Genomic DNA, 24,706 nt, shown 5'->3' with positions numbered 1-24,706 from the left:
CTACGGCGCTTCGGCCTTCCCCCACTCACCCGCGCCCGTCCCGCGCCCCGCGACTCCCACGGCGTCCTCCGGCTCGGCCGGCGGAGCCAGCCGCGCGGTGATGACCAGAGTCCCCTCCTCGACCTGATAGTCGAGGGGGAGGCCCAGGCCGCGCATCGCGGCGACCATGCCGGTGTTGGACGACTGCGTCACGGCGTACACGCTCGCGCAGCCCGCCTCGACCGCCATCGCCACCAGCCTGCGCAGCAACTCGCCGCCGATGCCGCGTCGCTGCCAGGCGTCCTCGACGAGCAGCGCGACCTCGGTCTCGTCCCCGTCCCACAGCAGGTGACCGAGGCCGACGACACGGCCCGACGCCGTCTGCACGGCGAGGGTACGGCCGAAGCGGGGGCTGAGCAGGTGGTTCAGATAGCGGTCGGCGTCGCCGACCGGACCGTGGTACCGCATCTTGAGCGTCCCTGCCGAGCACCGCTCGTGCATCTCCCGCGCGGCCCGAAGGTCATCGGTGTCCGCCCGGCGCACGGTGATGTCGTTGCCCTCGGGCAGCGTCAGCACGTCCTGGCCGCGCGGCACACGCGGGCCGAGCCGGGCGTCCAGCTCCACCAACGCCCGCGCCCGCGCGAATTCGGTCGGCGTGAACGGCAGATACGGCCGCTCCACCGTGATCACCCCGCCTTCCGGCGCCCGCAACCGCATCACGGTGTCCTCCAGGGCCCCTTCCACCGGTACCGACTGCGGCCCGCGACCGCCCCCGGCCGGGACCGCGGGCAGCGACCGGATGGTGCACCGGCCCAGCAACTGCCGCAGCGCCAGCGGCAGTTCCGCCGCGTCCAGGGCGGTACGGGTGGCGAGGCCGAGCACTCGGGTCGGCGCGTCCACCAGATCGTGGGCGTCGGCCCGCTCGATCCACGTCCCGGCGCCGCCGGCCACCGAGACCGCACGGGTGATCTCGGCCGCCGCCAGCCCGCCGGGCGCACGCAGCAGGAACTCGTCCACCGTGCCCTCGGCCAGCGGATGCGTCTGCAGGCTCAGGATGTCCACCCGCTGCCCGGCGAGCGCCGTGCACAGCGCGCCCAGCGACCCCGGTTCATCCTTCACCGTCGTCCGCATCCGCCACAGCGCACCCTCCTCGGACACTGTCGCAGCCGCGTCCTGCGCCTGGTCCGACGGCCCGGCCCGCTCCTCGGAGCGTGACCGGGCACCGGTATCGCTCGTCGGCGGTGCATGACCGTGGCGGCGTGCCCACCAGGTGTGGAACCCCGCCGTGGCGACCAGCACGACCGCCGAGATCAGCAGCAGCGCGGGTCCGTCGGGCCCGTGCCCGACCAGGTTCGCCACGGCGTCGGCCACCGCCACCGCCGTGAAGAGCGCGGCGAGTTCGATGACGTCCCGCCGCCAGTGGTGCACGGGACGGCCGTGTTTCGCGCGCGTCACATCAGACATGTCTCGACTCATGCAGCCACTGTGAAGGAAAGGTGTTGCGTGATCACGAACGCTTTGTGACCGGGCGGTAAAGAGGCTCTATGCCGGTTTTGTTGCTCTTTTTCAATTGTTGAAGACCGTGTTCAGACCAGCGTGACGTGCATGCCGCCCTCTGCCAGGACCTGGAGTGTCCCGGCGAACAGGTCGTAGGGCCGGCCCTCCGCGGTGAGGGTGTGGGAGAGGTGCTCGCGTGCGGTTGAGGCGTTGCGCCAGAGCAGGGTCGCAGGGGCTGTGTAGCCGAAGGTGCCGCGCAGGCAGTCGTCGAGGGCGGTCAGGCAGCCGCCGAAGTAGCCACCCGGCCCGTTCACGGCCTCACCGAGCGCCAGGTACAGGCCCGGCTCATCGGTGACGTGCCGGCCGTCGAGTTCGTAGGCATGACCAGCCGGCCGGTCACGGTGGGTGCCTCGACAGGCTCGCTCTCGGACGAGATCGAGCCAGGCCTTGCGGCACCTGGTGTCGAGGCCGGTCCAGGCGCCCGGGGTGTCCGGTGGTCCGGCGAACCACTGTTCCCAGACCGGCCGGGCGTATTCGGGGACAGGCGTGAGGTGCCCTGCGTCGAGTTCCAGGTCGATCAGCCCGGGCCCAAGATCAGAAGGGCGCCAGGAGCTGACCTTGGCCCACAGCAGTCGTTCGGCAAGCGGCTGGCCCCGTTCGTCCCGTATCTCCAGGGAGGCTTCCTCCAGGTTCAGCGCCCGCCTGGTTCCCTTCGCCAGCGCTGCCCGCAGTTGATCACTCTGGGCGAGGCCTCGCAGGACCAGTGGGAGCTGTGCCTGCTCCGGCTCCGGCTCCGGCGGCACGATGCGGGTGAGTTCCCGGCAGGAGCCCAGCCAGCGGTGCCCGTCGTGCACTCGGACAGGACGTCTGTGTCCCTCGGGCGGGCCTTCGTAGTCGTCGAGGCCGGTGAGCACGAGACTGTTCGTCCAGGAGCGCTGCCCTGGGCTCTCCACATCCTCCAGGAGCCAGGGGTCGAGCGCCTCGCCTTCCGGCACCAGCCACACCCGGCTGCCGATCCAGCCGCACACCTCGGCGCCTTCCGGGACCCAGTCGAGCAGCTCGTATGTGCCGCGGTGGGGCTCCCCGAAGAGTCCTTCCACTGCGGCGCACACACCCCAGACGTGGCCCTGCCCCGTCTCCGTCAGCGCGTACTGCATGTGCGCGCGATGGCCCCCAACCTCATGCACGGTAGGAATCATGCCCGGACTCGGCTGCCATACCGAAGTCTTTTTGCGGCGCTGTCGTTTTCGAGCCTTTTGCAAGAGTGCGGCCGGGCGACGGACCGGGGACCCCGTCACGTGACGGCGTGGCGGAGAACCTCCGTATCTTCGGCAGCGGCCCGGTCGAGAGCGTGCAAGACGCCGGGCGGCGCCTTTCCCCGACTGCCCGGGTCGCCTTCCTCGCCCTCGCCCTCGCCCTCGTCGTCGCTCGCGAGGGCGTCGCACTCGGACGGGGAGGCGCTGACCCGGGCAGGAAGGCGCCCATGAGCCCATGCTGAGCAGCACAGATGCCGAGCGCGCTGCCGACCGGGCTGTTCCGCCGCACTCGTCAGGCGGCCACCCCCTCCGCCAACGCGCTCCGCAGCCGCCGGGCCTCGGTCACGAGCCGGGACGAGCCGCGGCGGTCCGCCGTCCGGGTCAGGTGCGGCAGTTCCTCCCGGGCCCCCGTCCGCTCGGCGCATTCCGCGGCGACGGACAGGAGGTCGGCAAGTCCCCGAGCGGGCGCGGGCGTCTCGCCGGTCGCCAGATCGGCGAGCAGGGCGGGGAGGGTGTGCCGGAGTATCCCCCACACGGTGGCGTGCGCCCCCGTGGCCGCCGCCGTCCGTGCCGACTCCACCAGGCGCGACGGCTTCACGGCCCCGCGTCGCACCAACTGCCCGAGGTCCGCGCCCAGCCGCGCCGCGTCGAGCTGCCCGCGCGCCGCCAGCACCAGCAGGGCGTCCACGGCGGCGAGCCGGTCCTCCGGGTGCCGTGCGCCGAGCCCGTACGCCACGGACAGGTGTACGAGCTCACCCGCCGCACCGCCCGACTCGGCCAGCCGGGGCAGGATCGCCGCGGCGCCTCGGGCGTCGTCGACGGCGACCGTCGCTATGTCGCGCAGCATCCGGACCGCCACCAGTTCGCGCTGCTCGGGCAACAGGGCCAGCCAGTGCTGTCGCATGCCGTCGCTCCAGTGGTTGCAGTACCGGCGATCCCGGAACACGCTCACGGGCCGTCCCAGCGACTGGAACTCGGACGGCAAGTCGCCCTGCAGCTCGGGGACTTCCCCGGACTCCAGGAGGACGCGGTCCGCGGACGTCCGCCGCCGGGTCACCGGCACGGCGGGAGGCACCGAGGTCAGCCACTGGGCCAGACGCGCTCCCTCCGCTGTGCCGAGCAGCGCTGCCCGCTCCGCGGCCGCCTCGGCCGCCGCACGGTCGCCGCGCCGGACCCGCAGCAGCGCCTGTGCGAAGTCGGCCGCCGATACTCGTGCCCCCAGGCGCCGGTATTCGTCGAGGCGGGCCACCAGCTCGTCCGGCTCCAGCAGACCCGTGTCCCAGGTGGGCGTGGACAGCAGGAAGGGCAGCGGCTCGGTCCGGATCCGGTACGCCACTTCCCAGACGCGGGCCTCGAAGGCACGGGCGAGCGCGCTCTGACCGCAGTCGTCGGTGCCGGGCCGGCGCCGGACGGCGGTGTGGAGCGTGCTGGTGAGGACGTTCCCCCGCAGCGTGGCCAGCAGGAGTTCGAGAGCGTCCGCGGCGCTGACCAGGCCGTGGTGTCTGGTGAAGTAGTCGTCCACCCGGAACCCGTACTGTGCGTCCCCGTTGTCCCACCAGCGGCGTGTGACGACGGGTTCCAGCGCCTCCACAAGCGCGTCCCGGTTTCGGTACGCGTGCCGGACGACGCCGTCCAGCGCCCGCTCGAACGCCGCCACGTCACCACCGGACATCAGCAACGCCCCCACCTCTTCGGCGAGTTCCACCGCTGACTCGGGCGCGGGCCCGAGAGACACCGGTTCCGGTGCGGGCGGCAGGACCTCCTCGTACGGCACCGGTGCCGACGCCACCGGGGAAACGCCCAGGCTCTGCGCTGCCCGCCGGCGGAGTGTGGGGATCAACTGTCCGGCGGCCGAGGCGAGTTCCTCGCGTACGTCAGCCGTAGCGACCTTCCGGACATGCCGTTCCACCAGTTTCAGCGCCCGCTCCTGCACATCCGAGTCCTCGTGGCCGAAGGCCTGCGCGGCGGCGGGCAGCAGTTCGTCGGCGGCGGACGCGTCCCGGGTGAGCACCTTGCCGAGGAGTACGAGCTGGGCGCGCACGAGCTTCTTCTCGGTGCGGAAGAGCACCGCGCCCGACACCTCGGCCAGTTGGCGGGTGGACAGTTCACCGTCGAGAGCCAGCGACGCGAGCACCGACTGCGCGTGCGCGGCGACGACGGACGCGGCGTCGGAGGCCAGTGCCAGCCAGTCGGCCGTGTGCTCCCGCTCCTCGTCCCGGCTGAGGGCGAGCGCCCGCAGCATACGCAGGAACACCCGGTGGTCGGCCGGCGGGCCGCCCCGCAGCAGCCGGGCCAGGCACGCGTCGACCGTCGCCCTCCGGTCCAGGATGCCCTCGACGGTGAGCTGCGCGAGCGCCTCGGTCCAGCTGTTCGGACCCTCGACAGCGGTCCACGCCAGACGGCTGCCGATGTCGTTCGTCTCGAACAGCGCGGCCGTCAGCCGTGCGAGGTGCGGGTCCTTGCGCAGCCGGGCCAGCAATGTGTCACCGCGCTGCCAGACGTGGCCGATGTGCTCCACCCACCCGTGGACATACGCCTCGGTCGTCGGCACCGGGCATCCGGAGAGCCGTACCAGACCTGCCATCAGCTCATAGGGCACGCGCGCACTGAGCGGCCGCTCGGCGAGCCGGTGCACCACGTCGGCGAGCCAGCCGGGGGCCCGGTCGCTCAGGACGTCGATGAGCACCCCCGGCGACGCCTGCCACCAGCGCATGTCCGTGGCGGCGAGCCAACTCGCCACGCCCGCAGCGCCGGTCTGGCACGCGGCACCGGCCACATGCAGGGCGGGATAGGCACGGCGGGCCTCCGCAGTCCACGGATCCGCCCGTAGCTCCTTGCGCAGTGCCCTCAACTCCGGGAAGCAGGACCGCCGTTCGGCGTCCGTCATCCCGTCCAGCAGGCTCACCACCTCGGCCGTCCGCCCGGCCCGTACCGCGTCCATCAGCGAACTCATCGCGCACCCCCGTCGACTCGTGCCATGTCCCGCTCCGCCGCGGCGACGCCCCGCCGCACCATCCGCACCGCCAGCGCGTGCTTGCACGGCCCGCGCCCACCCCGGTACTTCGCCCACCACACACAGCTGCAGCTGAGCACCCCTGCCTCGTCACGCACCCGGTGCACATGGCCGTCCTCGGCCGTCACCGTCCCGAGGGCGCCGTCCAGCGCCACCGCGCCGGCCGCCACCAGCGCCCGGGCCGAGCGCAGGCGCGGGTTGTGACGCTCCACGCGCTCGGCGTCGTACGGCAGCTCCCGGTGGAAGTAGGCCGCCTCCGCCGTGTCGTACCCGACCCGTCCCGACGTGCCCAGACGGATCAGGGCCGCCCGGACGCGGTCGGGTGTGAGACCCGACGCGGTGGCCAGGTCGGCGACGTCGACGCGGGGCTCCCACGCGAGCAGCACCGCGATCAGCTCCGCGTTCTCGGCGGCCTCGTCGGTCGCGAGCGCGTCGAGGACCCCGCCCTCGCCGGAGAAGCCGCGCGAGGCGTCGGGCGACAGCGTCAACGTCAGCCGCATGCCCGGCAGGACCGCCTCCCAGGCACTCGCCGCGGCGGCACCGCCGGTGACCGGCGGGCCGTACACCCGCAGGGCCGTGGCGTACCGCAACACCCGCTGCAGCGCGACCAGTCGCTCCGGACCGGGCAGGCACACCGCGCCGGGCACCGGGCGCGTGGTCGGCCGCAAGCCGCTGCCCGAGGGCACCACCCACCGCGGACCGCCCGAGGCACCGCGTGCCCCACCGCGCGGGAGCGCCCGCAGGAACCGCACGGCCTCGGCGGCCGGCAGCTCGGCCCGCAGGTCGAAGCCGGCCGCCATCACCTGCGCCTCCGCGAAGCCGCGCAGCCAGCGGTCCGGGAGCGGCACCTTCTTCTCCACGACCGGGCCGTCCAGCGTGGTCACGGCCAACTCCTCCGGGCCCACCCGCAGATGGAGCGGATCGTCCGCGCCGATCCTGGACAGGGCCTCCCGCAGGGGGTTGTTGACGTCGACGTTCGTCGTGCCGTGCCCCACCTCGCCGCCGTCGAGGCCCGCCTCCAGCACGTCCAGGCGGGCGTACACCCCGCAGCAGCCGGAGAAGGACTCGAAGCGCAACCGGTCACCGTTGCCCGTCACCACCGGGTCGAGGGAGGCGCGCAGCTGTCGCTGGTAGTACCGGGCGGCCGCCACGTCGGCCACCGCGAGCAGGCCGGCGGAGGCTACCTGAGGGAACGTCAGGAAGCCTGCGAAGAACCGCGGATGGTCCTCGATACCCGAGGGCGTCGCACCCCGTGAGGTCTCCAGTCCCAGGCGCTGTCCGTCCGCTGCGGACTCCAGCACGGAGGGTCGGCAATAGGCCACGGCCTGCAAAGATCGCGTCATGGAAAAACCGTAGAGGCGACCACTGACAATCGGCCCTGACCTGCGCAAACGCCATACGCCACGAGGATCTTGGGGTCCTCGCGACGGTGCCGCGCACCGGGGATGACACCAGTGCGCGGCACGGGGTTCAGGCTACGGCAGTCACTGACCGACCCGGCCCGGCTGGAGCACCTGCTTGAACAGCACGGTGCCGTCCGACTCGCGCAGGCGAACCGTCAGTTCGCCGCTGTCGCCGTCGATGTCGACCTCGCCGAAGAACTGGTAGCCCCCGGCGGGCGAGACGTTCGCGGTCGTCGGCGCCTTGATGAACACCCGCTCCGGGCCGAAGGTGTCGTCCAGGGTGTTGGCCGGGAACGCGCCCGCGTTGAGCGGGCCGGAGACGAACTCCCAGAACGGCTCGAAGTCGGTGAAGGCCGCCCGCGACGGCTGGTAGTGCTGGGCAGAGGTGTAGTGGACGTCGGCGGTGAGCCACACCGTGCCGGTGATCCGGCGGTGCTTGATGAACCGCAGCAGCTCGGCGATCTGCAGCTCCCGCCCCAGCGGAGCCCCGGGGTCGCCCTGCGCCACGGCCTCGATGTTCGGCTGGCCGTCGCCGGTGTCCGGCACCACCAGGCCCAGCGGCATGTCCGAGGCGATCACCTTCCACACCGCCCGCGAGCGGGCCAGTTCGCGCTTGAGCCAGTTCAGCTGCTCGGCACCGAGGATGCCCTGCGGGTCGGTGCTCTGGTCGTCCCGCGAGTTGGCGTTGCGGTAGGTGCGCATGTCCAGCACGAACACATCGAGCAGCGGGCCGTGGTGGACCACCCGGTGGACCCGGCCGTCGGGGCGGCGCAGGGTCGAGATCGGGAAGTACTCCGAGAACGCCTGCCGGGCGCGGGCGGCCAGCACGTCGACGTTCTTCTCCGTGTAGCGGGAGTCGGCGAGGATCTCGCCGGGGTACCAGTTGTTGGTCACCTCGTGGTCGTCCCACTGGATGATGGCGGGGACCTGGGCGTTGAACCGCCTCAGGTTCTCGTCGAGCAGGTTGTAGCGGAAGTTGCCGCGGAACTCGGCCAGGGTCTCGGCCACCTTGGACTTCTCCTCGGTTGTGATGTTCCGCCAGGTGCTGCCGTCGGGCAGGGTGACGGACGCCGAGATCGGGCCGTCGGCGTAGATGTTGTCGCCGCTGCACAGGAAGAAGTCCGGGTCCAGCGCGGCCATCGCGTTGTAGATCCGGTAGCCGCCGAAGTCGGGGTTGATTCCCCAGCCCTGCCCGGCCAGGTCGCCCGACCACACGAAGCGCACGCCGTCACGCCGCCGCGCGGAGGCCGTACGGAACGTGCCGGTGACCGGCTCGCCGGTGCGGCGCGGATCGTCGGGGTCGGCGAGCAGCACGCGGTAGTGGATCTGTTCGCCGGACGGCAGGCCGCGCAGCCGCGTCGTACCGGTGAAGTCCGTCTCCGCGCCGAGCAGCGGGCCGTGCCATCTGCGCGCGTTGCGGAACGACTCGGTGGCGGACGTCTCGACGATCATCCGCGCCGGACGGTCGGACCGCACCCACACCAGCCCCGAGTCGCAGGTCACGTCTCCCGTCTGCACACCCCAGCCCGCCCGGGGACGCCCCGACAGGGCGAAGGCCGGTGCCGAGCCGAGGGCGGTGGGCAGGGTCAGGGCCGCCGACGCGGCGAGCGAGCCGCGCAGGACGCTGCGTCGGCCCGGGAAGGGACGGTGTGACATGGAGGCCTCCAGGGGCGGGATCCGGCCAGTGTGCAGTGCCACAACTACTGGTGCGCCGCAGCGCACACGGAAACCACAAGTGAACAACTGACCGCATCCACAAGGGAACCGGCGAGTCCTGGCGGTGCCCTGCCGGACGTGCGGTTCCGGTCACCTCCTGGTGGGCGCTTCCCCACGGGTGATTGCGCCGACCGCCGAGGAGGTCCTGATCAGTGCGGACGCGCCGCGACCGCCTCGGCCATCAGCCGTACGCCCGCCCGGATCCGCGCGGGCGACAGGTGCGCGTACCCCAGGACCAGCCGCACGCCGGCCTCCCCGTCGCCCCCGGCACGCGCGTGCGCGTAGTCCGACAGCGGGCGCACCGCAACCCCGGCCGCGGCCACGCGCGCGTGGAACCGCTCCTGGGGCCCGTACCGCTCCGGCAACGCGGCGATGACGTGCAGCCCCGCGGCGATCCCGGTCACCTCCGAGCCCGGAAAGTGCTCCCGCAGAGCGGTGACCAGGGCGTCGCGCCGCTCCCGATACGCGCGCTGGCAGCGGCGCAGCTGCCGGTCGTAGTCGCCGCGCTCCAGGAACCGGGCGAACAGCGCCTGATCGAGGGTGGGATGGCCGAGATCCATGGTCCGCTTGCGCTCGACGACCTCCTCGGCCAGGCACTCCGGTACGAGCAGCCAGCCGAGCCGCAACCCCGGGGCGAGGGACTTGCTGACCGACCCCGCGTAGGCGACGCGCTCCGGGTCGAGTCCCTGGAGCGCGCCCACGGGGGCACGGTCGTACCGGAAGTCGCCGTCGTAGTCGTCCTCCAGGACGAACCCGTCGACGGACCGCGCCCAGTCGAGCAGTTCGGCGCGGCGTGCGGCGGAGTAGGCGATGCCGGTGGGGAACTGGTGGGCCGGCGTCGTGACCACGGATCGTACGCCGGCCTGCCGCAGCGGGCCGATGGCGAGGCCCTCGTCGTCCAGCGGCAGCGGCACGGTGCTGACGCCGGCGGCGGCGTAGAGGGCGTCGTGCTGCGGGCTTCCGGGGTTCTCGACACCGACTTCGCGCATCCCGCGCGCGTGCAGCACGAAGCCGAGCACCGCCGTGGCCTGCGACACCCCGGAGACGACCACGATGCGCTCGGGGTCCGCGACCACGCCCCGGCGGCGCGCGAGCAGTTCGGCCAGGGCCGTACGCAGCCTGGGCAGCCCGCGCGGGTCGGGATAGCCGAGCTCGTGGTGCGGCAGCTCCGCCAGCACGCCGCGCTGTGCGGCCGCCCACGCGGCGCGCGGGAACAGCGACACGTCCGGCGTGCCCGGTACGAAGTCGGCCCGCGCACCCGCGGAGCGCGGAGCGAGGTCACGCGCGCGTGGCCGCGCGGCCCCCCGTACGGCGCCGCCCACCCAGGTCCCCGCACCCCGGCCGCTGCGGAGATAGCCCTCCGCCGTCAACTGCTCGTACGCCTCGGTGATCAGCCCGCGCGAGACGCCCAGGTCGGCGGCGAGATCCCGGCTCGACGGCAGCCGCGTACCCGGCGCGAGCCGCCCCGACCGCACCGCCTCACGCAGCGCCGCCTGCAACGAACGCCCACGCGCGCGTGCCGGCGCCGACGCGGCCGGCAGCAGCAGCTCCCAGGCGGCGGAAGCCATGTCCGTGGTGTCCCCGGTCGGCGTCGCAGGGGGCGTCGCCCGGCCGGTGGGATTGCTGGGCGGCGGTGATGGTGCGGTGATGGCGGTACGTGCGGGCCTGGCCGGATCGCTCGCGAGCGGCCCGGAAGAGCGCTCCGTCTCCTCGGCCGGACGGCTCGCGGACGGTCTCGCGGCGCGGTCCACCTGACCGGCGGGGTCTGCCGTGTACGGCACCGAGGCCCGGTCCACCTGCCCAGCCGGCCCCGGCGTCGACGGTAGCGAGGCGGACCGTGCCGTCCTCCCGGTGGGATTGGTCTCCGATGGCGTCATGAAAGTGGACCTTAATCCGGACCGCGCAGCTTCCTAGCGTCGCTGCCATGAACGCCACCACCACGCGCGGCGCCCTCCTGGCCGCGCTCGCCTGCGTCCTCGTCGGAGGGTCCTTCACCGCCAACAGCCTCCTCGGCGACTACCCGTACGCCGGCGGCCAGTTCCTGCGCTACGGCCTCGCCTTCCTCCTGCTCGTCCCCCTGGCGGGGCGGGACGCCGCGGCCCGGCTGCGCTCGCTCGGCGCCCGTCAGTGGGCCCGCCTCGCGGTGCTCGCCGCCGTCGGCATGGTGGGCTTCAACCTGGCCGTCATCGCCGCCGAGCGCACCGCCGAACCGGCGGTTCCCGGGGTCTTCGTCGGCTGCGCGCCGGTCGTCGTGGCGGTGGTCGTACCCCTGCTGGACGGGCGCCGCCCCCAACGGGCCGTCCTGTACGGGGCGTTGCTCGTGGCTGTCGGGGCGTTCACGGTGCAGGGCTGGGGGCGCACGGACGGGCTCGGCATCGCCTTCTCCGTGTGCGCGCTGGTCGGCGAGGTCGGTTTCGCGGTCCTCGCCGTGCCCGTGCTGCGCCCGCTGGGTCCGCGGCTGCTGTCCGCCTCGGTGTGCGGCGTCGCCGCCGTCGAGTCCATGGCCGCGGGGCTGCTCCTGGACGGCACCGCCTGGCTGCGCCGGCCCGACACCACGGAGGTGACGGCACTCCTGTGGCAGGCGGTGGTCGTGACCGTCGTCGGCTTCGTGTGCTGGTACATGGGCATGCAGCGGATCGGCGCCGAGCGCGCCACGCTCTTCTCCGGTCTCATCCCGGTCGCCGCCGCCGGCACCGCCCCGCTCGTGGGAACCGGCTCCTACGGCGCCGTCCAGGCGCTGGGCAGCGCCCTGGTCGGCGCCGGTGTCGCCCTGGGCTCAGGCGCGTTGAGGCGCGCCCCGCGCGGGTCAGCGGCTGCCGTCGAGGATGACGCGCGCGACCAGGGCGGGGTCGTCGTTCATCGGGCAGTGGCCGCAGCCGGGCAGCCGAACCAGACGCGCCCGGGGAATGATCTGCTTGGCGCGCACCCCTTGGCGGCGCACGAGCAGCCGGTCCCTGGTGCCCCAGGCCACGGTGACCGGTATTCCGGGGAGGTCGTCGGTGAACTGGACGGTCCGGCCGGCCCGGAGGGTCTGGTCGAAGCCCGTGGCCCCCGCGAGGGCGAGCGTCTCGGCGACCACGGCCTCGGGTGAACGCCGGCCCGGGCGGGCGTAGATCGTGCTCGTCAGGACCGTACGGCCGGCCGCCGACCGGGACAGCTGTTCCACCAGAGGCAGCGGCAGCCGCCGCGAGATGTGCCGCATCGCCAGCAGCACGCCGAAGGCGTAGCGCCGCTCGGCCGCGGACCAGAACCCGGCCGGGGAGAGGGCGGTGACGGACCGCACGAGCTTCTCGCGGCCGAGCTCCAGCGCGATCAGTCCGCCCAGCGAGTTGCCCACCACATGCGGCCGCTCCAGCTCCATGGCCGCACAGAAGGCGCCGAACACGGCCGTCGTCGTGGCCAGGTCGTAGGAGAGGCCGTCGGGCAGGCCGGGAGAGGCCCCGAACCCGGGCAGATCCACGGAGATCACGTCGCGCTCGGTGGCGAGGACGTCCACGACCGGCTCCCAGACCTGCCGGTGGTGACCGATGCCGTGCAGCAGGAGCAGCGGTTCGCCGCGCCCCACGCGCGCGTAGTCGACGGTCACGCTCCGCGGGCCGTGGGGGGAGGGGACCTTGAAGGAGACGGTGGCGGACATGGGGTGCTCCTCGTCTGGGACACGCGACGGACGTCCGTAGACAGCTTGTCAGCGATTGCTACCGACGGGTAGACCCCGGCGCTCGCCGGCCCCCCCAGGCCAGGCTCGGGGGCGCGGCGCCCGCAACCCGCCCCGCGCGTCTGCGGGTTGCGCCACACCTCCCCGGGGACGCCGATTTCGCCTGGACACGGCCGGTCGCGTCGGATGGGATGGTGCGGTGACCACCGAAACCGAGACAGACGTCTTCGAAGAGCACCGCCCCGTCCTCCTGGGAGTCGCCTACCGCATGCTCGGCCGTGTCGCCGACGCTGAGGACGTGGTGCAGGAGGCCTGGCTGCGCTGGTCCGGCGCGGACCGGTCGGCGGTGCGCGAGCCGCGCGGCTATCTGGTGCGCGTCACCACCCGGCTCGCCATCGACCGGCTGCGCCAGGTCAAGGCGCGGGGCGAGACCTACGTCGGCCCCTGGCTCCCGGAGCCGTACGTCACCGACTTCGGGGACAGTGTCCCCGACACGGCCGAGCGGGCCGTCCTCGCCGACTCCGTCTCACTCGCCGTCCTCGTCGTCCTGGAGTCGCTGTCGCCCCTGGAGCGGGCGGTGTTCGTCCTCAGGGAGGCCTTCGGCTACCCGTACGCCGAGATCGCCGCCATGCTCGACCGCGGCGAGGCGGCGGTGCGGCAACTGGCCGGGCGGGCCCGCAAGCACGTCGACGAGCGGCGGCCGCGCTACGAGGTCGACCCCACCCAGCGACGCGATCTCACCGAACGATTCCTGGCCGCGGCCGGAGAGGGCGACCTGGAGGGGCTCATGTCACTGCTGGCCCCGGACGTCCGCCTCGTCGGCGACAGCGGCGGCAAGTCCAGGGCGCCGCTGCGGGTCGTGGAGACGGCCGACAAGGTGGGCCGCTTCCTCGTCGGCGCCGCGAAGAAGGGCGACGTCCCCGACCTGTCCTTCCGGTTCATGGAGCTCAACGGCGGCCCCGCGGTGCTGGTGCTGTCCGGCGACAAGCCCGACTCCGTCTTCCAGGTGGACATCCTCGACGGGCGCATCCAGTCGGTCTACATCATCCGCAACCCCGACAAACTGAGGTCGCTGCCGACGGCGTAGATCCCGCCGCCACGTCATGGGCGTGGCGGCGCACGTCCGTCCCGTGAACGTTCCCGGCCATTGGTCTTGACCAAGGGTGAGGGCCGCCCTATGGTCGCAGAGAAGTGCAACAACCTTTAATAAACAAGGGCGCTAAAACGCCGATGGGCCACGGCGATTGCGGAGGACAGGGTGGGGACCACGCAGCTCGAAACGGTGCCGGAGCCGAAGTACTGGCACCTCAGGACCGTGCTCAGTGAGGCACTGGACTCCGAATTCTCCGTGGGCGAGATCCTGCCCAACGAGCGCGACCTGGCCGCCCGCTTCGGCGTCGCCCGGGCCACGCTCCGCCAGGCCCTGGAACAGCTCGAACTGGAAGGCAGGCTGCAGCGTCGCCGCGGTGTCGGTACGACCGTCGCGCCGCCGCGGGTGGGTGTGTCCGTCGGCACTGAGCAGCACGCCTGGCCGGGAGCGGCCGACGACGTCTGGCAGCCCACGGACTGCACACAGGCGCTGCCGCCCGTGTCTGTCGCCGCCGCCCTGGAGAGCGGCCGGGACGAGCCCGTGCACATCGTGCGCCGCTCCCGTGTGACGCACGGCCAGCCCGTCGCCGCCGAGCTGCTCTACGTCCCGCAGTCGTCGGTGCCCGCCCTCTCCGCCATCGACGCGCCGTCCGGAGCGGCACGCGCGCGTGCCGTGCTGCGCGAGCTGCAGCGCCTGGAGCTGGAGGGCCAGGAGAGCGCCGTCGAGCTGGGCTCGGCCCGCGCGGACGACGCGAAGGAGCTGGACCGCCTCCCCGGGGCGCCCGTCCTCGTCGTGACCACCCGCTACATCGCCGAGGGCCGCACCGCCGCGCTCTCCGTGGCCACGTACCGCGCGGACACCTGCCGGCTGACCTTCGGCGACTCGGGCGGTGTGGAGATCCAGCAGGACCCGGAACGCCGGGCGTCCTGACCGCCGTGTCACTTTCCGCCCCGCGCCTCGGGACTGCTCCGGGGCGCGGGGCGTCGGCGGAGAAGCCGCCCTGCGGCTGATCGGCGCGACGGCCCCGGGCGGGCGTCCCGGTCCGCACCCCCGCTCCCGGGCACACGACCGGCGGCTGCCGACGCGCCTCCTGCTCGGACCGGCCCCCACGGTGCCGCGGCGGCGCATGGTACTCAGCCGCCGGCGCATGGGTCCAGCTGCCACCGACCACACCAGGCCCTCGGCCCGATCCCCTCAGCGCCGCCCCGTGACCGTCCCCTCCACCGCGAACAGCTGCTCCTCCACATGGTCGAGGGCGAGCCGCAGCGCGCCCGTCGCCACCGCCGCCTCGCCGAGCAGGGACAGGGCCACCTTCGGCGGGCGCAGACAGTAGCGGGCCAGTTCGCGCCGCAGCGGCTCCAGGACGCCGTCCAGACCGGCCGCCCAGCCGCCGATGACGACCAGTTCGGGGTCGAGGGCGAGGACGAGCGCGGCCACGTCGTGGACGAGGCGCTGGATGAAGCGGTCGACGGCCGCGCGGGCCCGCTGGTCGCCCTCGCGGGCCTGCGCGAAGACCTTGGCGACGGCATGCTCGTCGAGGGGGCGCAGCGGCTCGTCCGTGGTGGACAGCAGGGTCTCCGGGGTGGCCTCACGGCCCAGCAGATGCAGCGCGCCGATCTCACCGGCCGCTCCGCCGAACCCCCGGTGCAGCTGCCCGCCGATCAGTGCGCCGGCGCCCGGGCTCAGCCCCGCCAGCACGAACACCACGTCGTCGGACTCGGTGGCGGAGCCCTTCCAGTGCTCGGCGACGGCCGCCGCGTTGGCGTCGTTCTCCACCAGGACCGGGCACTTGAAGGACCGGCTCAGCCGCTCGCCCAGCCGCAGCCCCGTCCACTCGGGCAGCGCGGCACCCAGCCGCACGGTGCCGTCCGCGTCGACGATGCCCGGCGTCGCGACCCCCACGGCCCGCAGCGACCCGCGTGCGACCCCGGCCCGGCGCAGCAGTTCCGCGACCGCGGTGCGCAGCCGTTCCAGGCGCTCATCGGCCGGGGCCGTCTCCTCGACATCCTTGGCGATGGAGCCCAGCACGCGGCCGTCCAGGTCGGCGAGGAGCGCGGCGACCCGATGCGACCCGATGTCCAGGCCCAGCAGATGACCGGCCTCGGCGCGGAACCGGAACCGCCGCGCGGGCCGCCCCTGGCGCCGGACGACACTCTCGTCGGCCGCCTTCTCGATGACGTACCCCGCCTCGATGAGCCCCTCGACGACGCCCTCGACGGTCGGCCGGGACAGTCCGGTCACCCGGGTGATCTCCGTCAGCGTGGCGGCGTCCGTGGCACGCAGCGCGTGCAGTACCACCGCCGAATTGATCCTTCGCAGCAGCGAGGGATCCCCGCCGGTCAGCCGCCCCAACGTCCGTCCTCCCAGCTCGTGCGCATGTGGGCCGGATGGTACTCGCCAGGGCCGACCCCGGCGAGTCATGGGCACCCACCCACCTACCGGCCGGTCCGCGCCAGGCCGCGTCGCTCACCCGCCTGCGCGGATCACGCGGGCGCCATGAAACCCGACTCGTACGCCGTGATCACCGCCTGGGTGCGATCACGCGCCCCCAGCTTCGCCAGCACGGCACTCACATGCGACTTCACCGTCTCGGTGCCGACCACGAGCCGGGCGGCGATCTCCGCGTTCGACAGACCGCGCGCCATCAGCCGCAGCACCTCGGCCTCCCGCCCGGTCAGCCGGGCCCGCTCCAGCAGGGCGCGCGCCGCCAGGTTCCCGGCCTCGTCGCCGTACCGAGCGGCGAGCTGCCGGACCGAGGCCGGGAACAGCAGTGACTCGCCCTCGGCGACCAGCCGGACCGCGTGCACGATCTCGGCCGGCCGCGCCCGCTTCAGCAGGAAACCGTCGGCACCGGCCCGCAGCGCCTCGTACACGTACTCGTCGTTCTCGAAGGTCGTGATGACGACGATCTTCGGCGGGTCGTCGACCGTCCGCAGCACCGCGCGTGTGGCCTCGATCCCGTCCAGCAGCGGCATCCGCACATCCATGGCGACCACATCGGGCCGCAACTGCCGGACCAGCGGAATCACCGCCGCCCCGTCCGCCGCCTCCCCGACGACCTCGATGTCCGGCTGCGCCTCCAACACGGCGCGCAGACCGGCGCGTACGAGGGGTTCGTCGTCGACCAGGAGAACGGTGACCGGCATCCGGCCAGCGTAGATCAACCGATCGGCAGCTCAACAAGCACCTGCCACTCACCTTCGTCGGGGCCGGTCCGCGCACGGCCGCCCAGCAGGGCGGCGCGCTCGCGTATGCCGCGCAGCCCGCTGCCCCGGCCGGGCCCCGGTATCTCGGCGGTGAGCGGATTACGGACCTCAAGGGTGAGCGTGCCGGCAGCGACGGCGACACGGGCCCGGACCGGGACGGATCCCGCGTGCCGCAACACATTGGTCAGCGACTCCTGGAGGATGCGGTAACCCTCCCGGGAGACCGGCCCGGGCACGGTGTCCAGGGGCCCGGTCACATCGGCCTCCACCTTCGCACCGGAGGCACGCGCGGACTCCAGCAGCCGGCCGACGTCCGTGAGCGTCGGCCGGCTGCTGACCGGCCGCTCCGACTCGCGCAGGACGCCCAGGACGCGTTCCAGGTCCTCGAGGGCGGCGTGGCCGGTCTCCTCGATGGCGTCCAAGGCCCGGTCGGTGAAGGCGGGATCGCCTGCCGCACGCGCGGCTCCGGCCTGCACCACGGCCACCGTCAGGGCGTGGCCGATGGAATCGTGGAGTTCGCGGGCGATGCGCGTGCGTTCCAGGAGCTGCTCGGTGCGCTCCTCCAGGGCGGCGAGGCGCTCGGCGGGGGAGGGGCCCAGGAGGCGGTGGGCGAGCGCGGTGATGAGGTGGCCCGACGCGACCAAGGTCACCGCCAGCACGAGCAGCGCCACGGGCGCGAGCAGGATGTGCCACCAGTCGTGGCCGCCGAGGCGGAACAGCTCGCCTGCGTCGCTGTCACGGCCGAACGCCGCCGACACCGAGTCCACCGAAGTGAGGAGCAGTTGGACGGTGAACAGCCAGGTCGCGCAGCCGAGCAGCAGCCGCATCTCCAGCCACAGCACGAGCCGCCCCCGGTCGCTCCAGGAGGCGGACGGCGCGACGACGATGTCGGTGCTCTCACTGTCGTGCCGGTGACCGGTCAGCAGCAGCCTGGCCTGCAGCCCCTCCACGGTGCGCATCGCGGGCACGAGCCCGGCCGGGGCGAGCGCCGCGGCCGCCACCGCCCAGGTCCACCAGGCGTCCTCGATGAACAGCCACATGGCCGGCCACACGACGGCGATGCCCAGATGCAGCAGTCGTGTGTACGTCACCGCCCGACCGAACGGGCGCAGCAGGCGGACCATTTCGTCATCGTGCCAGCCGCCACTGACAACGGACCTCCCCCGCACGGGGGAGCCGTTCTCCACCGGCGGGGGAGGATCCGGCCCGCCCCAGCGGCCAGGCTGGCTGCCATGACCAGCATCGACGTCCAGGACCTCACCAAGGAGTACGGCACTCGCCGGGCCGTGGACCACCTCACCTTCCGTGTCGAGCCCGGCCGTGTCACCGGCTTCCTCGGCCCCAACGGCGCCGGGAAGTCCACCACCATGCGGCTGGTGCTCGGCCTGGACCGGCCGACCTCCGGAACCGCCATGGTCGGGGGCCGCGCCTATCCGACCCTGAACGAACCCCTGCGCCATGTGGGCGCGTTGCTCGACGCCCAGGCCGCGCACGGCTCGCGCACCGGCCGTGACCATCTGCGCGTCCTGGCGGCGAGCAACCGCATCCCGAACCGGCGCGTCGACGCGGTGCTGGAGGAGACGGGGCTGGCATCGGTGGCGCGCCGCAGGGTGAAGACGTACTCCCTGGGCATGCGCCAGCGGCTCGGGATCGCCGCCGCCCTCCTCGGTGACCCCGAGGTGGTCATGCTCGACGAGCCGTCCAACGGTCTCGACCCCGAAGGCATCATCTGGATCCGTGAGTTGCTCGGCCGGCTCGCGGAGGAGGGTCGCACGGTCCTGGTCTCCAGCCACCTCATGAACGAGACGGCGTCCTTCGCCGACCACCTCGTCGTCCTCGGCCGGGGCCGCCTGCTCGCCGACACCCCCATGCGGGCGTTCATCCACGCGCGCGTGGAGCCCCGCGTCCGTATCCGCACCACGGACGCCGCCGCACTCGAGACCGCCCTCAGCCGGTACGGCCACGACGCGGTCCAGCACGAGGACGGTCACTGGAGCGTGCGCCACGCGCGTGTGGACGACATCGGCCGCATGGCCGCGGAGGCGGGCGTCACCCTCCTCGAACTCGCGCCCGAGGAGGGCACGTTGGAGCAGGCCTACCTCGATCTGACTGCCGGCGAAGCCGAGTTCACCGCACAGCCCCAGGAGGCCTGACCATGACATCCCCACCCGTGCTCCACGCGGAGTTCCTCAAGATCCGCACCCTGCGCTCGCTGCCGGGAGCACTGCTGGCGCTGTTCGCCGGGACCACCGCGTTCTCGGCGCTGGCCGGTGCCTCCGGGACCTCGGACCCGGAGTTCGACCCCCTCTTCACGGCGCTGTCGGGCGTCCTGCCGGGACAGATCGCGGCCATCTCGTTCGGCGCGATGGCCGTGTCGGCGGAGTATCACGGGGGTGCGCTCCGGTTGTCGCTCGCCGCGGTTCCCCAGCGCGGACGGTGGTTCGTCGCCAAGCTGACGGCGATTGCCGTGCCGACGCTGTTCGTCGGACTGGCCACCGCCTTCGCCGCCCTCGTGGTGGCGAGGGCGGGACTGGGCTCCGCAGCGAGCGGGCTCACCGTGGCCGAGGATGTGCGCGGGGTCGTCGGCTGCGGGATCTACGTCACGCTGATGGCGCTGTCGGCGGCCGGCCTCACCGCCGTGCTGCGCAGCGGCGTCGCCACGCTCTCCGTCCTGATCCCGTTCATCCTCGTGGTGTCGTTCGTGATCGACGACGCCGCGGGCACCGTCGCCGACTTCCTGCCCGACCAGGCGGGCCAGATCGTCCTGCACCAGACGTACGAGGGCACCCTCGGCCCCTGGTCGGGACTGATGGTGACCGCGCTGTGGACGGTCGCCGCGATGCTGGCGGGGGCCTGGAGCGTACGGCGGCGGGACGCCTGACCGCAGCGCCGACTCGGTCGGAGACGTACGGCAGGCTGACGCCCCGCCAATTGTCAGTGCCGGCCGCTTTACTGGATCACATGGACATCGTGGACGACCTCGCCCTGATCGACCTGCTGTGCGCCCGGGACCTCCCCGCGGAGCACGGCGGGACGGACGCCGGCATGGGCGGACCGGGTTACCGCATCGTCCCGTTAGGGCCGGACGACTGGGAGAGCCCGGACGACTGCTACGCCTACGAGGCGGCCGTCGCCGAGCGGTTGACCGCGCGGCACGGAGAGCCGGCGCGGTGGGGGACCGCCACCCTCGGCGAGCGCATGGCCCGCGGCGAGGACATATCCGAGCCCTGGGCCACGCTCGGCGCCCTGGCGTACGAGCTGCGCGCGTGGGAGGCGAAAGGCACCGGTCGCTGGGTCGCCCTGGCGGTCGCCGACCGGGACGCCGACGAGCAGCCCCGGCTGTGGGCCGCCGTCACGGACGTCAACCCGCCGTGATCTCCTGGCCCTCGGCCGTCGCCGCCACCCACAACCGGGCGAACTCCTCCGCCATCGTCGCCGCCGTCCAGTGCGCGTTCAGCCCGCTCGGATTCGGCAGCACCCACACGCGCGTGTCCCCGATCATCCGTTCCTGCGGACCCACCTGGGCCTTGCGGTCGCCGAAAGCCGCCCGATACGCGGTCACCCCCACCACGGCCAGCCAACGCGGCCGCAGCCGTGCCACCTTGGTCGCCAGCAGCCGCCCGCCCTCGCGGTACTCCTCGGCGCTCAACTCGTCGGCCCGCGCGGTCGCCCGTGCGACGACGTTCGTGATGCCGAGCCCGTAGGACAGCAACTCCCGCTGCTCCGACGGCTTCAGTAGCCTCGGCGTGAAGCCGGACAGATGCAGCACCGGCCAGAAACGGTTGCCGGGCCGGGCGAAGTGATGGCCCGTCGCGGCCGTCGTCAGACCGGGGTTGATGCCACAGAACAGCACGTGAAGGCCGTCCGCGACCACGTCGGGGACGAGTCGGTCGCGGGCGGCTTCCAGTTCGGCCGGGGTGAAGCGTGCCATGGCGTGCGGTGTGTCAGCTTCCGGGGCCGCGGGTCAGAGGATCGCCCCGGGCGTGTACCCCGCCGCCTCCGGGCGCTGCTTCACGATCTCCTCGATCCGGCTCACGACGACGCCGACCTGGTCGGCCGCGGCGCCCGTGAAGGACAGCTTGTCGGCCATCAGCGCGTCCAGCGCGGCGCGGTCGAGCGGGATGCGCTCGTCGGCGGCCAGCTTGTCGAGCAGTTCGTTGCGCTCGGCGCCCTGCTCGCGCATCGCCAGCGCGGAGGCCACGGCGTTCTCCTTGATCGCCTCGTGCGCGAGCTCACGGCCGACCCCCGCGCGCACCGCGCCCATCAGCACCTTGGTGGTGGCCAGGAACGGCAGGTAACGGTCCAGCTCACGCGCCACGACCGCCGGGAAGGCGCCGAACTCGTCGAGGACCGTCAGGAACGTCTCCAGCAGACCGTCCAGCGCGAAGAACGCGTCCGGCAGCGCGACCCGGCGCACCACCGAGCAGGACACATCGCCCTCGTTCCACTGGTCGCCCGCCAGCTCGCCGGTCATCGAAGCGTAGCCGCGCAGGATCACCATGAGGCCGTTGACGCGCTCGCAGGAGCGGGTGTTCATCTTGTGCGGCATCGCGGAGGAGCCGACCTGGCCCGGCTTGAAGCCCTCGGTCACCAGCTCGTGCCCAGCCATCAGCCGGATCGTCTTCGCCAGCGAGGACGGCGCCGCGGCCAGCTGCACCAGCGCGGTCACGACCTCGTAGTCCAGCGAGCGCGGGTAGACCTGGCCGACCGAGGTGAACGCCTGCGAGAAGCCCAGGTGCCCGGCGATACGGCTCTCCAGCTCCGCCAGCTTGGACGCGTCCCCGCCGAGCAGGTCCAGCATGTCCTGCGCCGTACCCACCGGGCCCTTGATGCCGCGCAGCGGGTAGCGGCCGAGGAGCTCCTCGACCCGGCCGTAGGCCACGAGCAGCTCGTCGGCCGCCGTCGCGAACCGCTTGCCCAGCGTCGTGGCCTGCGCGGCGACGTTGTGCGAGCGGCCGGCCATGACCAGCTCGCCGTACTCACCGGCCAGCTTGCCCAGGCGGGCCAGCACGGCCACCGTACGGTCGCGCATCAGCTCCAGCGAGAGGCGGATCTGGAGCTGCTCGACGTTCTCAGTGAGATCGCGGGACGTCATGCCCTTGTGCACGTGCTCGTGCCCGGCGAGGTCGTTGAACTCCTCGATCCGCGCCTTCACGTCATGCCGCGTGACCTTCTCGCGCTCGGCGATCGAGGCCAGGTCGACGGTGTCGAGGACACGCTCGTAGTCGGCGATCGCCTCGTCCGGCACCTCGATCCCCAGGTCCTTCTGGGCCCGCAGCACGGCGAGCCAGAGCTGACGCTCCAGCCTCACCTTCTGCTCGGGCGACCAGAGCGTGGCGAGCTCGGTGGAGGCGTAGCGTCCGGCGAGGACGTTCGGAATGCGGGGCTTGGCGGGCGCAGAAGTCACGTGTACGGAGTTTACCCGGCGCCCGGATGGCCTCCGGCTGGTCCATACGGTCCGGACAGCGCAGGTGGGACGCGAACCGACCGGCGGCCGTCAGCTCGCCCTGAGAGTTTTCTGCGGGCGCCGGTCCGTACTCGATCGGCTAATCCCCATTCGGTAACAGCGAGTCGCGCAATTTCTGCGGTATTCGCAGAAGACGCGCTGCTGTGCAGCGGCGGGAATTCCGGGCCGGTGAACTCGCCCGCCGACAGACGCTCGGACGGGCTGTCGAGTGTGGGTTCGAGCTTGGCGAGCAGCCGCTGCCGCGTCCGGCCGACGGGTCCGGGCGGGTGTGGCGGTCGCGCGCAGACGGGCGATCGGGTGAATTCCCAGGCCGTCAACGCGTCCCGGTTTCCTGGGGGCTCCCTCTCTCGTTCATAGTCGGCAGGTCGTGGCGAGTTTGCACGCGCGGCATCACGGTTCCTGCGAGGACCCTGCGAATCGCGGCAATCGACAAGATCGCGTCAACGACTGACGTCGGCTTCCCCCGTTCCGCCTGAGAGGAAGACAACGAGAATGCGACAGAGCCTGACCAAGGGATTGATCGTGGCTGCCGCCGCGACAAGCGCCTTGTCTCTGTACGGGACATGCGCGTCCGCGGCCCCCCGCCTGCATGGGGCCGTGGTCTCCGCCGCCGCACTGTCGGGCCGCACGGATCCCTGGGACTCGGACGGGCTGGACCAGCTGAATGGGATGGATGAGAAATTCAGCGAGATGCAGGACAAATTCAGTGAGCTGAACGAAAAGCTCGGCGAGCTGGACCGGATGGATCCCGCCGCGGGAATCCGCGTGCCCGAATTCGGCACGTCCGGGCACGGCGCGGGTTCGAGCGGCCACGGCTACGGCGACGAGAAGTCGAGCGGTTATGGCTACGGCGACGAGAAGTCGAGTGGCCACGGCTATGGCAACGAGAAGTCGAGTGGCCATGGCTACGGCAACGAGAAGTCGAACGGCTACGGTGACGAGAAGTCGAGTGGCTACGGCTACGGTGACGAGAAGTCGAGCGGTTACGGCTACGGTGACGAGAAGTCGAGCGGTTACGGCTACGGTGACGAGAAGTCGAGTGGCTACGGCTACGGCGACGAGGAGTCGAGTGGCTACGGCTACGGTTACGGCAAGGAGCCCAAGCCCACACCCACCAAGAGCAACCCGCCGAAGCACAAGCCCACCCCTTCGCCCGAGCCGACGCCTCCTCCGTCGAAGCCCGAGAAGCCGAAGATGCCCGAGACCGGCGCTGAGGGCGTCATCGCAGGCGTGGCCGCCAGTGGGGCGCTGCTGATCGCCGGAACCGTCCTGTACCGGCGAGGCCGGATCTCGTTCCGTCGGTAGCGCACCGGGTCCCTGTCCCGTGGGCAGGGACCGTGCGGCTCGGTGTACCCGGGCTGCCGGGCGACGGCGCGCACCCTGTGGGCGGGGTCGTCCGTCCGGGGAGTGCTCACCGGGCTGCCCGGCAGCGCGGGGCAGGCCCAGGACGGGAGGAAGCACCCGCACGGCGGCCGGGCGCGGCGCGGCCCCTGCCGCAGCGGTGACCGGACCGCCGGCTGTGACCGGAGGCTGTGACCGGAGGCCGGGTCCCGCGCCGGGCATGGCCCCCGGCATGGCCCCCGCATCGCCGAGGGCCTACGCCGCCAGCCCCTCGTACGGCAGCAGTTCCGGCCGCTTGGGCGGCCGCCCGTCCCCGGACGAGCGGCCCGTCAGCCGTCGCCCGATCCACGGCAGGAGATGCTGACGCGCGAACCGCACGTCCGCGATCCGCCGGGCGACCCACCCGGGCGGCAGCGTGGCCGGCATCGGCGTGTGCCACTCGGTGTCCTCGGGGTCGCAGCCGAGCGCCTGCCACACCGCCTCCGCGACCCGGCGATGCCCCTCCGCCGTCAGATGCAGCCGGTCCACGTCCCACAGGCGAGGGTCGCCGAGCGACGGGGCCCCGTACAGGTCGACGACGACCGCGCCATGCCGCTCGCCCAGCTCGTCGACGCAGGCGAACAGTTCCTCCATGCGGGGCCGGAACCGCTCCAGGACCGGTCCCTGGCGGCCCGGGCTGCGCATCAGCACCAGTTGCTTGCAGGACGGGGCGAGCTTCTCCACGGCCTCCTCCAGGAGACCGCGCACCCGCCCCATGTCGCACTTGGGCCGCAGGGTGTCGTTGAGCCCGCCGACGAGTGTGATCACGTCGGCGCCCATCGCGGCGGCCACGTCGACCTGCTCCTCGACGATCTGCCCGATCAGCTTCCCGCGCACCGCGAGGTTGGCGTACCGGAAGCCGGGCGTGCGGGCGGCCATCCGCCCGGCGAGCAGGTCGGCCCAGCCCCGGTAGGAGCCGTCCGGGAGCAGGTCCGACATGCCCTCGGTGAAGGAGTCGCCGACCGCGACGAGGCTGGTGTGAGTGGGGTTCGTCTGCATGGCGACACAGATGGTATCCGGGCTCCATACCCAGCGGTCGGTCGG

At 72.8% G+C, this 24,706-nt stretch carries 20 protein-coding genes and 1 pseudogene; 8 read left to right on the top strand and 13 right to left on the bottom strand.

All coding sequences use genetic code 11. From position 1 onward, the window contains the following. The 6 genes from AQI70_RS30910 to pdxR form a co-directional block, all read right to left on the bottom strand. Positions 1-1,407 (bottom strand): GNAT family N-acetyltransferase, encoded by a 1,407-nt coding sequence (locus tag AQI70_RS30910; RefSeq protein ID WP_062155860.1) that lies wholly within the window; start codon positions 1,405-1,407, stop codon positions 1-3. Between the two features lie 158 nt (positions 1,408-1,565). Continuing rightward, positions 1,566-2,675, bottom strand: coding sequence for a barstar family protein (locus tag AQI70_RS30905; protein WP_062155754.1), 1,110 nt, complete (start codon positions 2,673-2,675; stop codon positions 1,566-1,568). A gap of 349 nt (positions 2,676-3,024) precedes the next feature. Next, a complete protein-coding gene (locus AQI70_RS30895; protein ID WP_062155752.1) occupies positions 3,025-5,685 on the bottom strand; it encodes a DUF7824 domain-containing protein in 2,661 nt (886 codons plus the stop codon). Next, on the bottom strand, positions 5,682-7,088 hold the full coding sequence (locus AQI70_RS30890) for an SWIM zinc finger family protein (protein WP_062155751.1): 1,407 nt from the start codon (positions 7,086-7,088) through the stop codon (positions 5,682-5,684). The genes AQI70_RS30895 and AQI70_RS30890 overlap by 4 nt, the downstream gene beginning before the upstream one ends. Positions 7,089-7,229: 141 nt before the next feature. Next, on the bottom strand, positions 7,230-8,804 hold the full coding sequence (locus tag AQI70_RS30885) for an alkaline phosphatase D family protein (protein ID WP_062155750.1): 1,575 nt from the start codon (positions 8,802-8,804) through the stop codon (positions 7,230-7,232). 209 nt (positions 8,805-9,013) lie between these two features. Next, the gene (gene pdxR, locus AQI70_RS30880; RefSeq protein ID WP_062155749.1) at positions 9,014-10,432 is read right to left on the bottom strand and encodes a MocR-like pyridoxine biosynthesis transcription factor PdxR; all 1,419 of its coding nucleotides are present in this window, start codon (positions 10,430-10,432) and stop codon (positions 9,014-9,016) included. Between pdxR and AQI70_RS30875 the strand changes: the two genes are divergently transcribed. Both AQI70_RS30875 and AQI70_RS37930 read left to right on the top strand, forming a co-directional pair. Continuing rightward, the gene (locus AQI70_RS30875) at positions 10,431-10,619 is read left to right on the top strand and encodes a hypothetical protein (RefSeq protein WP_062155748.1); all 189 of its coding nucleotides are present in this window, start codon (positions 10,431-10,433) and stop codon (positions 10,617-10,619) included. The two genes, pdxR and AQI70_RS30875, sit on opposite strands and share 2 nt — an antisense overlap. A 169-nt stretch (positions 10,620-10,788) precedes the next feature. Then, positions 10,789-11,577, top strand: a pseudogene (locus AQI70_RS37930) (EamA family transporter); the annotation flags it as partial. 93 nt (positions 11,578-11,670) lie between these two features. Here the strand turns inward: AQI70_RS37930 and AQI70_RS30865 are convergent. Beyond that, positions 11,671-12,501, bottom strand: a complete 831-nt coding sequence (locus AQI70_RS30865; RefSeq protein ID WP_062155747.1) for an alpha/beta fold hydrolase — start codon at positions 12,499-12,501, stop codon at positions 11,671-11,673. 217 nt (positions 12,502-12,718) lie between these two features. On the opposite strand from AQI70_RS30865, the gene AQI70_RS30860 reads away from it, so the two are divergent. After that, the gene (locus AQI70_RS30860) at positions 12,719-13,606 is read left to right on the top strand and encodes an RNA polymerase sigma-70 factor (protein ID WP_062155746.1); all 888 of its coding nucleotides are present in this window, start codon (positions 12,719-12,721) and stop codon (positions 13,604-13,606) included. A gap of 171 nt (positions 13,607-13,777) precedes the next feature. Beyond that, positions 13,778-14,539, top strand: a complete 762-nt coding sequence (locus AQI70_RS30855) for a GntR family transcriptional regulator (protein WP_062155745.1) — start codon at positions 13,778-13,780, stop codon at positions 14,537-14,539. A 264-nt stretch (positions 14,540-14,803) separates the two neighbouring features. Here AQI70_RS30855 and AQI70_RS30850 read toward each other — a convergent pair whose 3' ends face one another. From AQI70_RS30850 to AQI70_RS30840, 3 genes are all read right to left on the bottom strand, one after another. After that, positions 14,804-15,961: an ROK family protein gene (locus AQI70_RS30850; protein WP_079051549.1), complete on the bottom strand. Its 1,158-nt coding sequence runs from the start codon at positions 15,959-15,961 to the stop codon at positions 14,804-14,806. A 131-nt stretch (positions 15,962-16,092) separates the two neighbouring features. Beyond that, positions 16,093-16,755: a response regulator transcription factor gene (locus tag AQI70_RS30845; protein ID WP_062155743.1), complete on the bottom strand. Its 663-nt coding sequence runs from the start codon at positions 16,753-16,755 to the stop codon at positions 16,093-16,095. Positions 16,756-16,769: 14 nt separating this feature from the next. Next, positions 16,770-17,939, bottom strand: coding sequence for a sensor histidine kinase (locus AQI70_RS30840; RefSeq protein WP_062155742.1), 1,170 nt, complete (start codon positions 17,937-17,939; stop codon positions 16,770-16,772). A gap of 108 nt (positions 17,940-18,047) precedes the next feature. Here AQI70_RS30840 and AQI70_RS30835 point away from each other — a divergent pair, with 108 nt between their 5' ends. The 3 genes from AQI70_RS30835 (at position 18,048) to AQI70_RS30825 (ending at position 20,190) form a co-directional block, all read left to right on the top strand. Continuing rightward, positions 18,048-18,968 (top strand): ABC transporter ATP-binding protein, encoded by a 921-nt coding sequence (locus tag AQI70_RS30835; RefSeq protein WP_062155741.1) that lies wholly within the window; start codon positions 18,048-18,050, stop codon positions 18,966-18,968. A 2-nt stretch (positions 18,969-18,970) separates the two neighbouring features. Further along, positions 18,971-19,696 carry an ABC transporter permease gene (locus tag AQI70_RS30830; RefSeq protein WP_062155740.1) on the top strand — a complete coding sequence of 242 codons (726 nt, stop codon included), beginning with the start codon at positions 18,971-18,973 and terminating at the stop codon, positions 19,694-19,696. 80 nt (positions 19,697-19,776) lie between these two features. Next, the gene (locus tag AQI70_RS30825) at positions 19,777-20,190 is read left to right on the top strand and encodes a hypothetical protein (RefSeq protein WP_062155739.1); all 414 of its coding nucleotides are present in this window, start codon (positions 19,777-19,779) and stop codon (positions 20,188-20,190) included. On the opposite strand, the gene mug is transcribed toward AQI70_RS30825, so the two are convergent. Continuing rightward, positions 20,177-20,746, bottom strand: a complete 570-nt coding sequence (mug, locus tag AQI70_RS30820) for a G/U mismatch-specific DNA glycosylase (RefSeq protein WP_062155738.1) — start codon at positions 20,744-20,746, stop codon at positions 20,177-20,179. The two genes, AQI70_RS30825 and mug, sit on opposite strands and share 14 nt — an antisense overlap. Before the next feature lie 33 nt (positions 20,747-20,779). Beyond that, positions 20,780-22,222: an adenylosuccinate lyase gene (gene purB, locus AQI70_RS30815; RefSeq protein WP_062155737.1), complete on the bottom strand. Its 1,443-nt coding sequence runs from the start codon at positions 22,220-22,222 to the stop codon at positions 20,780-20,782. A gap of 552 nt (positions 22,223-22,774) precedes the next feature. Between purB and AQI70_RS39850 the strand changes: the two genes are divergently transcribed. Further along, on the top strand, positions 22,775-23,587 hold the full coding sequence (locus AQI70_RS39850) for a hypothetical protein (RefSeq protein WP_208607476.1): 813 nt from the start codon (positions 22,775-22,777) through the stop codon (positions 23,585-23,587). 291 nt (positions 23,588-23,878) lie between these two features. Here the strand turns inward: AQI70_RS39850 and AQI70_RS30805 are convergent, their stop codons facing one another. After that, on the bottom strand, positions 23,879-24,661 hold the full coding sequence (locus AQI70_RS30805; protein WP_062155735.1) for an SGNH/GDSL hydrolase family protein: 783 nt from the start codon (positions 24,659-24,661) through the stop codon (positions 23,879-23,881). Between the last annotated feature and the right edge of the window lie 45 nt (positions 24,662-24,706).

Origin of the sequence: Streptomyces curacoi (genome assembly GCF_001513975.1) — a bacterium.
GTDB classification, from domain to species: Bacteria; Actinomycetota; Actinomycetes; order Streptomycetales; family Streptomycetaceae; genus Streptomyces; species Streptomyces curacoi.
Note: the sequence above shows the minus strand (reverse complement) of the source record. Positions and strands in the feature narration are given on the sequence as shown.

Coding starts and splice junctions, on each gene's coding strand:
- AQI70_RS30905 (WP_062155754.1), bottom strand. CDS start 2,675: ATGATTCCTACCGTGCATGAGGTTGGGGGCCATCGCGCGCACATGCAG.
- AQI70_RS30895 (WP_062155752.1), bottom strand. CDS start 5,685: ATGAGTTCGCTGATGGACGCGGTACGGGCCGGGCGGACGGCCGAGGTG.
- AQI70_RS30890 (WP_062155751.1), bottom strand. CDS start 7,088: ATGACGCGATCTTTGCAGGCCGTGGCCTATTGCCGACCCTCCGTGCTG.
- AQI70_RS30885 (WP_062155750.1), bottom strand. CDS start 8,804: ATGTCACACCGTCCCTTCCCGGGCCGACGCAGCGTCCTGCGCGGCTCG.
- AQI70_RS30875 (WP_062155748.1), top strand. CDS start 10,431: ATGTCCGTGGTGTCCCCGGTCGGCGTCGCAGGGGGCGTCGCCCGGCCG.
- pdxR (WP_062155749.1), bottom strand. CDS start 10,432: ATGGCTTCCGCCGCCTGGGAGCTGCTGCTGCCGGCCGCGTCGGCGCCG.
- AQI70_RS30865 (WP_062155747.1), bottom strand. CDS start 12,501: ATGTCCGCCACCGTCTCCTTCAAGGTCCCCTCCCCCCACGGCCCGCGG.
- AQI70_RS30845 (WP_062155743.1), bottom strand. CDS start 16,755: ATGCCGGTCACCGTTCTCCTGGTCGACGACGAACCCCTCGTACGCGCC.
- AQI70_RS30840 (WP_062155742.1), bottom strand. CDS start 17,939: ATGGTCCGCCTGCTGCGCCCGTTCGGTCGGGCGGTGACGTACACACGA.
- AQI70_RS30835 (WP_062155741.1), top strand. CDS start 18,048: ATGACCAGCATCGACGTCCAGGACCTCACCAAGGAGTACGGCACTCGC.
- AQI70_RS30830 (WP_062155740.1), top strand. CDS start 18,971: ATGACATCCCCACCCGTGCTCCACGCGGAGTTCCTCAAGATCCGCACC.
- AQI70_RS30825 (WP_062155739.1), top strand. CDS start 19,777: ATGGACATCGTGGACGACCTCGCCCTGATCGACCTGCTGTGCGCCCGG.
- mug (WP_062155738.1), bottom strand. CDS start 20,746: ATGGCACGCTTCACCCCGGCCGAACTGGAAGCCGCCCGCGACCGACTC.
- AQI70_RS39850 (WP_208607476.1), top strand. CDS start 22,775: ATGCGACAGAGCCTGACCAAGGGATTGATCGTGGCTGCCGCCGCGACA.
- AQI70_RS30805 (WP_062155735.1), bottom strand. CDS start 24,661: ATGCAGACGAACCCCACTCACACCAGCCTCGTCGCGGTCGGCGACTCC.